We start from the raw sequence: 13,089 nt of genomic DNA, 5'->3' as shown, positions 1-13,089 counted from the left end.
TCAATACCCTGAATAGGAAAAGACTTATGGTGGTACAGTGTAACGATAAAATGCCGGGATGCTATAAGAAATTTGATAAAAAACGTAATTTTACGAGATTTTCAGAGGGATTCCTTTCCCTGTTTAAAAAACATTTAATCACTGCCAAACAGATCGCGGGTGTAGACTTTTTCTACCACATCCTTTAATTCTTCAGCCATACGGTTAGAGATAATGACATCTGTTTGTTGCTTAAACCGGGTTAAATCGCGTTCTATGCGCGAATTAAAAAAGGTGTGCTCTTTCATCACCGGTTCATAAATGACCACTTCCACCCCTTTCGCTTTAATGCGCTTCATGATCCCCTGGATGGAAGAGGCGCGGAAGTTGTCCGATCCGCTTTTCATGATCAAGCGATAAATGCCCACGACTTTTGGCTTTCTGGCCAAAATAGCGTCGGCGATAAAGTCCTTTCTCGTTCTGTTAGCATCGACAATCGCGGAGATAATATTGTTGGGAACGGACTGGTAGTTCGCCAGGAGCTGCTTGGTATCTTTTGGCAGACAGTAACCACCATAGCCAAACGACGGGTTGTTATAGTGATTGCCAATTCGCGGGTCCAGACATACGCCTTCGATGATCTGACGCGTGTTCAGTCCCAGACTTTCGGCATAGCTATCCAGTTCATTAAAATACGCAACCCGCATGGCCAGATAGGTATTAGCAAAAAGCTTGATTGCTTCCGCTTCCGTGGAGTCAGTGAACAAGGTCGGGATATCTTGCTTAACGGCGCCTTCCTGAAGAAGCGCTGCAAAGCGCTCGGCCCGTTCGGAGCGCTCGCCGATCACGATTCGGGAAGGATGCAGGTTGTCATAAAGCGCCTTCCCTTCTCGCAGGAATTCCGGTGAGAAAATGATATTTTGGGTGTTGAACTTATTGCTCATCGAGGCGGTAAAGCCTACCGGAACGGTAGATTTTATAACCATTACCGCATCGGGATTGATTTTAAGAACATCCTGAATGACAGATTCAACGCTGGTGGTATTGAAGTAGTTCGTTTTAGGATCGTAATCTGTCGGCGTGGCGATGATAACGTAATCCGCGTTTTTATAGGCTTCGTTTTTATCTAATGTCGCCTGAAAGTTAATTTTTTCAGACTGCAAAAATTGTTGTATTTCTTTATCGACAATCGGAGATATCCGATCATTTAACATTTCTATCCGGGAAGAAACGATGTCTAACGCAATAACATCATGACGCTGTGCGATAAGCAGACCGTTAGACAGGCCAACATACCCGGTACCGGAAATGGTGATTTTCATTTCATGCTCTCAGAATTAACTCATAATGATGTCATGACTTGTTAAAGCCCTGACGCGTTATTATTGTTTTAACGTCCGAACGAATAGAGTGTCAACGAAGCCTGACACAATTAAGATTTTCTTTATCAGACTAAAGCAATAATATTAAGTTAATATGAAGCAACAGAAATAAAGCAATAAGAATTCGGATAAAAAAAAGCCCGGTTAAAAAACCGGGCTTTGTAAGCTAAAAGGAATTAATCCAACCATTCGGTGTGGAAAACACCTTCTTTATCAGTACGCTTATAGGTATGTGCGCCAAAGTAGTCACGCTGCGCCTGGATCAGGTTAGCAGGCAGGACTTCCGCACGGTAACTGTCGTAGTAGGCGACTGCCGCAGAGAACGTAGGTACAGGGATACCGTTCTGCACCGCGTAAGCCACGACATCACGCAGTGCCTGCTGATATTCATCCGCAATGTTTTTGAAGTACGGATCCAGCAACAGGTTGGCGATACCGGCATTTTGCGCGTAGGCATCCGTGATCTTCTGCAGGAACTGCGCACGAATGATGCAACCTGCACGGAAAATCTTCGCGATTTCACCGTAGTTGAGATCCCAGTTGTACTCATCAGACGCAGCGCGCAGTTGCGAAAAGCCCTGAGCATAAGAAACGATTTTACCGAGGTACAGCGCGCGGCGCACTTTCTCGATAAATTCCGCTTTATCCCCTGCCGGCTGCGCTTTCGGCCCCGTTAATACTTTTGAAGCAGCAACGCGCTGCTCTTTTAGCGAAGAAATATAACGCGCAAAGACCGATTCGGTGATCAAGGACAGCGGTTCGCCGAGATCCAGCGAGCTCTGGCTGGTCCATTTACCGGTACCTTTGTTGGCCGCTTCATCCAGGATGACATCAACAAGGTATTTACCGTCTTCATCTTTTTTGGTGAAGATGTCTTTGGTGATGTCGATCAGGTAGCTGCTCAGCTCACCGTTGTTCCATTCCGTAAAGGTGCTGGCCAGTTCTTCATTGCTGAGATTCAGACCACCCTTCAGCAGTGAATAGGCCTCAGCAATCAGTTGCATATCGCCGTATTCAATACCGTTATGGACCATCTTCACATAGTGGCCTGCCCCGTCAGCACCGATATAGGTCACACAAGGTTCGCCATCTTCCGCTACAGCAGCGATTTTCGTCAGAATCGGGGCAACCAGTTCGTACGCTTCTTTCTGGCCGCCAGGCATGATAGATGGCCCTTTCAACGCGCCCTCTTCACCGCCGGAGACACCGGTACCGATAAAGTTAAACCCTTCTGCGGACAGTTCGCGGTTACGGCGAATGGTGTCCTGGAAGAAAGTGTTACCGCCGTCAATGATGATGTCGCCCTTATCAAGATAAGGTTTCAGCGAATCGATGGCTGCATCCGTGCCCGCACCAGCTTTCACCATTAACAGGATGCGACGAGGCGTTTCAAGGGATTCAACAAACTCTTTAACCGTGTAATAAGGCACCAGTTTTTTGCCAGGATTTTCGGCAATCACTTCTTCGGTCTTTTCACGGGAGCGGTTGAAAACGGAGACGGTATAACCACGGCTCTCGATGTTGAGCGCCAGGTTGCGCCCCATCACTGCCATACCGACGACGCCGATCTGTTGCTTGGACATTACATACTCCTGTCAGGTGTGGTCACCGCGCGACGTATGCGCGGCTTGAAAGTGGCTTAGATGTTAACTCATGATTAAATGGCATGACAAAGATTTGTTTGCATATGCCTGCAATAGTCAAAAATGCTTTAATTCTACGATAAAGAAAGTTACAGATTTGCATCTGTTTACTACCAGCAACAGAGACATAAACTGAAAATTAATTTTTCTCGATATATGCAAGGTATTTTATGCATAATTAAACACTGTCTGTAGATACGAACAATATATTTATAAGGAATATTTTAAAATTCAATTTTTACTTGCGCAAGAATTTATATATTCTTTTTATTATAAAAAAGGAATAATCCTGGGCAAACATCTTGCCAGAAAAATATAAATCGTTTGCGACCTCCCTGTGAAACCAAGTTGATACTTAAGTATAGCCAATTGATATTCACTTTTTATGTAATGCATGCCTCTCCTTCTTGATAGCATAGCATTGCCAACTCTCGCATACACTAATGTTTCAGACAAATTTTTCGTCAAGTGATCTCCGCTAAGAACCCTCAACCACAGGTTATAATCCTCCATAAAATGATGGTGAATATAACCACCGACTTCTTGTATAACATTTCTTTTATACATCACAGTCATATGATTAAAAGGATTGCGCATTCTTGCGCTTAAAAGAATATCTTTATGCCCCTGTGGTACTTTTCTTGTCCCAGTAATATTCTCAACGTTATCTTCAAATTCGCTAATAGCCCCACCAAGTAACACCAACTTGGGTTCATTTACAAATTCGCTAATTTGCCACTCAAAACGTTTACAATGACAAATGTCATCCGTATCCATTCTGGCTATAATATTATAAGCACACTTTTCAAGCCCATAATTTAAAGCTTTACCTAAGCCTACATTGTTTGTAATTGGATAAATTTTGAGAGGTAGTAGGTTATTCCATCTTAGCAGGACGTCATTTAATTCCTGACTTATAGGGCCATCAAGGACCATCACTATTTCGTTCGGTTGAAGAGTTTGTCTCGATAAGCTTTCGAGGCATGACTCTAAATATAATGGATTTTCTTTAATATAGAGAGACATCAATACGCTGAATTCTATCATTGTTCTGCAATTTCCTGATAGAATTTAACATAACGGCAAGCCACATTCTTCATATCATACTTGTCCAATAATTTTTCAAACGCCAGTTCAGTAGATTTTTTTCCATTTATATTTCTTATTGTATCAACAAAACTAAGAAGAGTACCATCAAATTTATGCAATCCTACATCTGGCAATAATTCTTGAAATACAGGAAGATCACGACATACTATGGGTAACTTAGCTGCAATAGCTTCAAAAAGACTTAGCCCAAAAGATTCACTCTTACTGGGCATAGCATAAACATCAAAGAATGAAAGATAAGGCAAAGGATTACCTGTAAATCCAATAAAAATACAGCGCTCCGCTACTCCCAACTTTTCAGCCATTATAATCAAATCATTTTCCAAGGGGCCACCTCCAACAAAGACAGCAGCATAATCAGGCAAGTCAGGTAAAGCTCTAACAATAAGATCAAGGCTTTTGATTTCTGTTATTATTGAGGTTGAACCTATTATTTTTTTATTTTTCTTTACTTCATGTAAAACATCCACAACACTTGAATTCAAATAACTTCTTGTTGACAATTCCTCTAATACAGAAAATACATCAATGCCACTCCCCACGACATTAATATGCCCACCGACTAAACGTTGATAATAATCTTTTGCAAGTTCCGTAAATACGACTTTATGAGAAATTTTTTTTATTACGTTAGTCCATAAAAAAATATAAAAAGTCCTTTTCCATCCATTGTAACGGCTGGACAAATCTTGTTCTAAAAAATTATGCATTGTAGACACATGAATTGAATTAACAAAAATTTTCGTTAAAATTACCCCATATAAATCCGGGAAAAAACCATGTGTATGTATTATATCAAAGCCAGAGAGATACCTAATATTTTTAATACTAAAAGAAAATTTTGTACATTTTGTAAAATTGAAAAGCAAGCATTTTTTTTCGCAACTACGGAGATAAAATACCTCAACATAGCACCCTATAGCAACAAGTGCTCTGGATAATGCTTCGACATGAATGCCTGGTCCACTTTTTTCAAGACTAGGCAAAATCATTGCAATTCTCATTTCCCCACCATGGTGATAAATTTTCGACATCTGCATTTTGCCTAAGTATTAAATTATTATCAGAATAAAAATAAGATAAAGCTATTATTGATACTCAGGCATTTTAGTTCATCGCTAACTAGTTACTCAGAGATTTCATCCTGAATAATACATTTTTCCTTTATCAACGAGGAGTTAATAGCGGTTGAGTTAAAGGTCAAGCCTTTATCAAATACGACATCAAATAAGGATAGTAACTCAAAAGGAAAACATCCATTTAATCTTTGCACATCATCTTTGATATATATATCCTCACGCTCTATTGGGTGCATTTTCAAATACACTTTATAATTTTCTTTTTTTAACGCTTCGATCCTTGAGTTGAAAAGACTGGCGAGTTCTTCTTTTGTATGAATACCATATAAATAGGTAGGCTGCGTAAGCACAACTGCTCGTTTCTCATTGGGTCTTAGTGTGAAATCGCAGGTAAATTTATCAAAAAAAATCTTTTTTAATAATTCTTTATCAGAAAAAGATATCTTTCTGAGGCACTCAATATCGTTAACCTCTATAATTTCGAAATTGATATCCCTGTATCCCTGTTGAGAAAAAGACTTTAAAAGCCTTTCCTTATTACGGATATAAAAGCATGTTATATTTTCAATTGAATTTTTGTTGATAAATAACATCTTTTTAATCAACTCATTAACTTTATATTTAATATTATTGTTAGCCAACTTTTTAAAAAGTACATCTTTACGATATGTACCTTCACCTTCCTCATAGAAAATAACATTATCAGGCTTACCACAATTGGCCAACAATATTGGATAACGACCAAAGCAACCATCCAGATAAAAAGTAATTTTCTCTCTTTTATTTTTAAACGGATAAACAAACATCCGATATAATATACTTAATATATATTCTTTTAGATCATTTCTATATAAAATAACCTTGTCAACTTTATCTAGACCGGATAAATGTGATAACTTATCCTGAATATCACTTGAATCACGAGTATTGATTATTAAGATATTCTTTTCGTGTGCATTCATTATAGAGTAAACAAAAGGTAATTTATTATAACTCCATAAAAAATAATAATTCAGTTTCATAATGGTTTTGCTCTATAGATCAAACTTTTTAATAAACTATATAATATGTATGCAATTACTATTACTAGAGTTCTTTTTTCAAAAAGTAAATAAATATCACCTTGAGCAGTTACCCTTATAATCACCTCTAATAAAGGCCCCAAGAATAAGAATGATAAAATATCCCCACTCTCAAACGATGATAATATATCCTTTTTAATTAGAATGATTATAGTTCCAACTACCAAGATTAAAATTACGATACCTGTATATCCAAAATAATAATAGCCTATAGCAGGAAAACCATTAGCCAGGCTTTGTCCACGTGAATCTTCAGAACGCCAGGCATTTAGATACTTAGGTGGCGCAACAACATTCATCAACTGATTCATCCCGCGCTCATATTTATCACTGCTTTCATAAAAGTTTTTCAGAAACAAATCCCAACGATCCTTTTCGGGAACTTGATTATTATCATTTATTGACCACCAAATCTGCCCTGCCGCTTCAACGCGTTTTTGGATTTTCTCCAAAGCGGTCGTTTTGGCGTCGTAATTTTCAACAGTTTGATAGTTAATAAAAATAATACTAAAAACACTAAAAATTAGTAGCAATAATAAAGATCGTATTCTTTTATTCAGTTTATTACCAAATAATATATTTTTCTTTGCCGTAAAAAACAATGTCATTGGGAGAGTGAAACAATATATCACTATTAATAACTCACCACCTTTTATTGAGCAAAGGATATGATAAATTACAATAAGACTAAAATATATTAAATATCTTTTAGATTTGTAATTAAAGTAATAATAACCCAACGCCAGGCATACGAAACTTAACCGGCCTTTAATAAGGTTAATATATTCTGGCACTATGGATCCAAAATAGATAGATCTGTGTATATTGTTAAATAACGGAACTCCAGTTTTGAGGAAAGTTCCATATAATACGATTAACACACCAATAACTAAACAATCGAAAATTCGTCGACTAAATACTACTGAAACCTTTTTATCTTTTGATTTTACAGGATAAATTAAGAATTCAACAAATATCATTGAAAAAAACAGATTTATAATAAATGTCCCATTCCAATAGGAATATTTATCAATTTCGAATAAGTATGTGCCTCTTTCAACCAGTACGCCACCCACTAGCATAGGTATTAATATGATAAAGAAAAGAAGATTATTAGCATATTCTACAGGCTTAAAAATAAATATACTTCCCAGATAGACCAAAAGCAGAAGCAAACCTAATAAATTAACATCACTAAAATTATTCAATATTAATAACAATAATGCCAATAACAACATTATTATTCTTGAAATTGTAAACTTGCTGACGTTCACCGAGTTATCCTTCATTATTATTAATAACGTACAGCGGCTTGCGCATGCAGGTTAAATAATGATAAACAAGTTAGAGTAATTTATATACCAATTAAGTAGTACAGAATATATCTAACGAATATGCAATATTTTCATATACCTACGAAAGGAATTCCAAATCTTATCTATTGAAAAATTTTCCACGAAACTAAATCCAATCTTGATGTTATCCACCAGGTGGCAAAGAACCTGATGCACATTGAGATAGCAAAGGACATAGCAACACCGACAATACCGTAAACCTGAAGAAGAATAAGCAGTAGAATTATATTTAATATACCTGTAGCGATAGTTACAACTGATAAACGCCCTGTCTTCTTGGCATAAAAAAGATAATTGGTGACCATGAGATACATACCGCCAAAACATTGACCAAGGCACAACCAGCCGATTATCTCAGTCGCTTTTTCAAACTTATAACCACCAACAATACTCACGACTAATGGCCCTATAAAAAATGACAGACATCCCAGCAAAAATACAATAACAAAGAAAAGATAGGTAAACCTAACGACACGTTTAAGTTGTTCAACTCGATTATCTGCCAGACTTTTGAATAACCACGTAATCATAGCCTTGTTTATCGCATCAAAGACAACAGCAACACCAAGACTTAATTGCACAGCGAACATATAAACCCCTGCTTCATCAATACCAAGTTCCTTGTTTATAAAAAAACGGTCAAGTGAATTTAGCAAAAACATTCCGACAACATGCGGAACTAAAGGAAGGCCAAACGATAAGGCATCAGATATGTAATCTTTCCGAATAATCGTAAGCTTGATTAGCTGATTCTTATAGAGAAGAAGTATGCTGAATAGAGCATATAATACTGTTGTACCGAGGATCGCATCAACTCGACCTTGAGCACCATACTTAAATATTACCACAAGGACAACTGAAAAAACGAAGTTTAGAATACTCTGACTGACTTGCATAGCACCGAACTTTAACGCTTGCTCTCGAATTTGCCACTGTCCAAGCCTAAATTGTATAATGAAATTTGCGAATGAAATTGCTAATGCTAAATATATCCAGAATACAGGTATACTTAACCAGGAACTGATGTAATTTGCAAATAAACCTAAGAACGCACCTAAAACTAAAATAGATATGAATAATATATGTACACATGCTCCATTATACTCAGGAAGAGAATCATACTCACCATCATAAAACTTCCTGTTAGCAGCACCAATAGTATTTAAACCAACCAGCGCAGCAAGCCCTGTTATCAGGGTCTGAAACATAGCGATTTGTCCGTATTCACCCGTACTTAAGTTACGAGTTAGAACGGGTAATAATAAGAAGGGTATAAGGGCATTTAAAATATTAGATAATAAATAAATCCCCGATCGCTTAAATAAGCTCATAATGGGAAACCAAAATATTATTGAGTAGAGATAATAAATGTTCTGAAGTGATATTAACTTATATATGGTCTATTATTCATTGACTTTTTTAATAACTTTAGCGGGATTCCCAACCGCGACATGAAAAGCTGGTACGCTTTTAGTTACAAGGCTGTTGGCACCAACCACAGAATTTTCACCGATTGTCACTCCAGGTAAAATTGTTACATTAGCACCTATCCAGCAACCTCGTTCTAATATTACTGGCTGGATATCTGAATGCCCTTGTAAAGATATAGGTAAAGTCGCATCACTGAAGGAGTGATTTGATACATAGATATTGACACCAGACCCGATCAATACATCATCAGAAATTTTAATGTGTACATCCTCGCTACTTCCTAATGGGGATGCAAAAAGCATCGTGCCTGGTCGGATAACGACATTATCGCCGATAGTAATCTTCTGAGTCTCAATAGCATAGGCAAAGGGTCTAAAAAAAGAGTTATTACCAAATTTTTTAAACTTCCTCTTACAAATCATCTTTCCTAATCGTGTGGAGTATAATAAAAAATGAGTAAGCGGTATGTCAGGCCCTAATCGATTACATGTGACCCAAAATTTAATTTTTTGCAGGATGGATATCATAACGTGAATCCATCATCAACAATAATATTCTGCCCCGTTACATATCGTGATTCGTCAGAAAGTAAGAATACGATACTACCTAGTATTTCTTTTACATGAAGCATTCCTGCACCATGGGTTTCTTTTTTATATGCTTCCAGAAAGGCATCAGGCTGATGATCAAAAATACCACCAGGGCTTACAGCATTAATTTTGAAACGGCTATCATTAACATAGGCAACAATGTATTTATTAAGATGTAATAATGCGGATTTAATAGCAGCATACTCAACAGGCATTGTCATATGGGTATTATTATAAATATTGAACTTTGGAGCTACAACGCCATAAATGGATGAAATATTTACCAAAGAGAAAGGTCGTTGGTTCTTCTGAAAATAGGAGGCGCACTGTTGTGAGAACAAAAATGAACTGCCAAGGTGTAGCGACAAATTTTCATTGAAACTATCAAGTGTCACATCAAAAAAATGAGTACCATAGGTTTTATTCCTCGGATAGGTCACATTGACTGCGCCATCCAGTTCAGAAGAACATGCAAAGAGGTCAAGAACAGAATCTTTGCAGGTGATATCAAGATAATGAAGCTCATAATTTTTGCTAATGCCAAGTTTAATGAATTTTTCCTGGGTGACATCAGGATTATTATCTCCTGATATTACATATCCACCTTCATCAATAATTTTTTTTACTAATTGCGTACCTAACAGCCCACCCGCACCCGCAATAAGTATTTTTTTTCCTTTTAAAACTTCAGCCATTTGCAGTCTCCCTTAAGAGAATTTCCGCCATATAAAAATCGTAAATATCGTCAATATCAACTGCACGTTCTTTAGGAACGATAATGCTTGTAACCTTTCCGGAAAACAACCCATAATTGTTAAGTACGAATGCCGGTGTTGTTGCATATACAACTGTTGTTATATCATACACCGAAGGCGCATCCTGCCGTCTTTGAACCTCTCCGGCAGCTTCATTAACAAGCCTGACATAATCATCATCGATAAATTTCACCATATTAAAATATGGACTTCGACTTGCAGGGGTTACTGAAATACATACATCGGCTTTTGACTCGACACGTTTAGCAATAGCCTTCTCAACATCCTCAACGCTGCGAAGCGGACTTGTTGCAGGCAAACTGACAAACCCATCAAATTCCCCGACTTTTTCATTTACCCATTCAATAGCATGCCTCCAGGCTAACCATTCGGCACTGGTATCACTTGCAAGTTCAGCGGGTCTTCGAATCACCGTAGCACCGTTCTCTTCTGCGACACTCGCTATCCCATCGTCATCCGTTGACACATAGATTGTGCTTATTGATGGGCATTCCTTTGCAGTCTCAATAGAGTATTGCAAAAGTGGTTTATTATTTAACAGCTTGATATTTTTCCCTGGTAATCCCTTAGAACCACCACGGGCAAAGATAAACGCATTAATTTTCACTGCAAGATCCCCCGAAATTAGCTTCTTTTTTTATTTGTTCTATAAAATCAATAATTTTTACAGATTCTTCCAGAGAAACACATTGATTGTCTCGATTATTAATTTTATTAATAAAATCATTTAGCATGGCTATATACATGCCATTTTTATCCCAGTCAGGTTCACTGTAAATAATATGAATACCAACGGCATCATAAAATAGGATCTCGTTACGAATGAGGTCCCACATCAATCTTCCTTTCTTGCCAATTATATGACACTGTCTCCAAGCTTGTTTTTGAAGAAAATCCAGATGAATACTTACAAGTGCGCCTGAAGAGCTAACAGCTGTAATATCAGCAAGAGACTCAACGTTCATTTCAAGTTCATCTGATGATCTGATTATGGAATATCGCCGACAAAGATCACCAAACATCCAGTTCGCATAATCAATTTCATGACTTAACTCAAGTAATGCCCCCCCTCCTAAGTGTCTATTTGCGGATACACTGTCGCGATAGGATTTAGAGGGTCGCCAGTCCGGAAGGTATTGGCCGATATCAATACTGACATTATAAATTTGCCCAACATAATCTTCTTCAAGCAATTTTTTCATTTTCTTTGCTGAAGGAAGATAACGCAGACAATAACCCACAGCTACTGGTGTATTATATTGTTCAGCAATATTCATTAGCTTCGTAGCATCTTCAAAAGTTGCAGTTACTGGCTTTTCAATTAAAACGGGGATACCTGCCTTAATTAATTCTGCACTATGCTTTAAATGACAAGTAGAAGGAGAGGCAACAATGACCATATCGACCTGTTCTCTAATCACAGCATCAATATTTATAAAGTAGCCATCACAATCACTAACTAAATCAGTGACCGCTCGCTCACTTGATGACATAGCGTAAACAGAAGCCTCAGGAAATAATAATTTTACATTTCGCCGATGTCGTACAGCAATATTACCCAGACCTATGACAGCTATTTTTTCCATTTAATCAAGCCCCAGAGAATGGATATCTACTTGCGCTCGTTTAAAATCATCCATACGACCAATATCTAACCAATACTCATGTACCGGGAACATCAGGATATCCCGGTTGTTTTTCATATGCTGTTCCAATAAGGTTGGCATATCAATCCGATGATTTTTAGGTACAGATTTGAAGATTGACGGGGATACAACATAAATACCTGCGTTAACAAAAAAATGATGGACAGGTTTCTCCACCATACTGGTAATTTTATTGCCCTCTCCCGTAATGACACCATAAGGTATTTGATAATCATATTCACGAACGCAAATCGTAGCGTCTGCATTATTACTATTATGAAAGGCAAGCAGACGTTGGAAATCAATATTAGTCAGAACATCACCATTAATCATAATCAGCGGCAAAGATTCTGATAAATTTTCTGGTAATAAGCCTAAAGCTCCTCCCGTTCCTAATGGGATCTCCTCGTGAATATATGTTATATTAGCGTTGAAGGCTTTACCATCACCAAAGTGATTTTGTATTACTTCAGGTAAAAAGTGTGTTGAAATATAAAAATTACTAAATCCAGCTCTGACGAAGCTTTTAATAACTGTTTCAAGAATAGGTTTATCACCGACTTTCAACATTGGTTTTGGACAATTATCCGTCAACGGCCTTAGTCGGGTACCAAATCCTCCTGCCATTATGAAAATAGGATTATCATATTTCGTAGACGTTGTTACACTTGCAATCGTCTCAAGACCTATAATAATACCGGCATCAATGATTGGTATTGATAATATTCCATTTACAGACATGATCTCTGTAAGTTCTTTTTTTGATGTGCTTGACATCGCGGTTATAGGGTTTTCATTCATCACAAAGCGCACAGCCGTAGAGAGCGGTAAATTTTTTAACAACCCTCTACGAATGTCACCATCAGTAATGACACCCAATAATTCATTTTTTTCATTAACAACCAGTGCTATACGCAAGGCTTCTTTATTAATAATTTCAAGTGCATCAAGAATAGAACTATCAGGAGAGATTAATACTTTCTTCCATTGTTGAGTCATTTTATACCTTCCAGAAG

12 protein-coding genes are annotated in these 13,089 nt (G+C 37.4%); all 12 read right to left on the bottom strand.

All coding sequences use genetic code 11. From position 1 onward, the window contains the following. Positions 1-134: 134 nt before the first annotated feature. The 12 genes from ugd to HVX72_RS08050 all read right to left on the bottom strand — a co-directional run bounded on the left by ugd (position 135) and on the right by HVX72_RS08050 (position 13,072). A complete protein-coding gene (ugd, locus tag HVX72_RS08105; RefSeq protein ID WP_181822959.1) occupies positions 135-1,301 on the bottom strand; it encodes a UDP-glucose 6-dehydrogenase in 1,167 nt (388 codons plus the stop codon). 236 nt (positions 1,302-1,537) lie between these two features. After that, positions 1,538-2,944, bottom strand: coding sequence for an NADP-dependent phosphogluconate dehydrogenase (gene gndA, locus HVX72_RS08100; RefSeq protein ID WP_042284264.1), 1,407 nt, complete (start codon positions 2,942-2,944; stop codon positions 1,538-1,540). Between the two features lie 330 nt (positions 2,945-3,274). Beyond that, positions 3,275-4,051 carry a glycosyltransferase gene (locus tag HVX72_RS08095; RefSeq protein ID WP_249418872.1) on the bottom strand — a complete coding sequence of 259 codons (777 nt, stop codon included), beginning with the start codon at positions 4,049-4,051 and terminating at the stop codon, positions 3,275-3,277. Continuing rightward, on the bottom strand, positions 4,048-5,148 hold the full coding sequence (locus tag HVX72_RS08090) for a glycosyltransferase family 4 protein (protein WP_181822958.1): 1,101 nt from the start codon (positions 5,146-5,148) through the stop codon (positions 4,048-4,050). The genes HVX72_RS08095 and HVX72_RS08090 overlap by 4 nt, the downstream gene beginning before the upstream one ends. 92 nt (positions 5,149-5,240) lie before the next feature. Beyond that, positions 5,241-6,215: a polysialyltransferase family glycosyltransferase gene (locus HVX72_RS08085; RefSeq protein WP_181822957.1), complete on the bottom strand. Its 975-nt coding sequence runs from the start codon at positions 6,213-6,215 to the stop codon at positions 5,241-5,243. Beyond that, on the bottom strand, positions 6,212-7,549 hold the full coding sequence (locus HVX72_RS08080; RefSeq protein ID WP_181822956.1) for a DUF6418 domain-containing protein: 1,338 nt from the start codon (positions 7,547-7,549) through the stop codon (positions 6,212-6,214). The genes HVX72_RS08085 and HVX72_RS08080 overlap by 4 nt, the downstream gene beginning before the upstream one ends. Positions 7,550-7,713: 164 nt before the next feature. After that, positions 7,714-8,961 carry an oligosaccharide flippase family protein gene (locus HVX72_RS08075; RefSeq protein WP_181822955.1) on the bottom strand — a complete coding sequence of 416 codons (1,248 nt, stop codon included), beginning with the start codon at positions 8,959-8,961 and terminating at the stop codon, positions 7,714-7,716. Positions 8,962-9,033: 72 nt separating this feature from the next. Continuing rightward, the gene (locus tag HVX72_RS22310; RefSeq protein WP_181822954.1) at positions 9,034-9,588 is read right to left on the bottom strand and encodes an acyltransferase; all 555 of its coding nucleotides are present in this window, start codon (positions 9,586-9,588) and stop codon (positions 9,034-9,036) included. Continuing rightward, on the bottom strand, positions 9,585-10,346 hold the full coding sequence (locus HVX72_RS08065) for an oxidoreductase (RefSeq protein ID WP_181822953.1): 762 nt from the start codon (positions 10,344-10,346) through the stop codon (positions 9,585-9,587). Before HVX72_RS08065 ends, HVX72_RS22310 begins: the two co-directional genes overlap by 4 nt. Next, positions 10,339-11,034 (bottom strand): acylneuraminate cytidylyltransferase family protein, encoded by a 696-nt coding sequence (locus tag HVX72_RS08060; RefSeq protein WP_181822952.1) that lies wholly within the window; start codon positions 11,032-11,034, stop codon positions 10,339-10,341. The genes HVX72_RS08065 and HVX72_RS08060 overlap by 8 nt, the downstream gene beginning before the upstream one ends. Then, on the bottom strand, positions 11,024-12,013 hold the full coding sequence (locus HVX72_RS08055) for a Gfo/Idh/MocA family oxidoreductase (protein WP_181822951.1): 990 nt from the start codon (positions 12,011-12,013) through the stop codon (positions 11,024-11,026). The genes HVX72_RS08060 and HVX72_RS08055 overlap by 11 nt, the downstream gene beginning before the upstream one ends. Then, positions 12,014-13,072: a nucleotidyltransferase family protein gene (locus HVX72_RS08050; RefSeq protein ID WP_181822950.1), complete on the bottom strand. Its 1,059-nt coding sequence runs from the start codon at positions 13,070-13,072 to the stop codon at positions 12,014-12,016. Between the last annotated feature and the right edge of the window lie 17 nt (positions 13,073-13,089).

This window comes from Citrobacter sp. RHB21-C05 (genome assembly GCF_013889015.1).
GTDB lineage: Bacteria > Pseudomonadota > Gammaproteobacteria > Enterobacterales > Enterobacteriaceae > Citrobacter_A > Citrobacter_A sedlakii.
The sequence above is the reverse complement of the archived record's forward strand: the minus strand, read 5'-3'. Positions and strand labels throughout refer to the sequence as shown.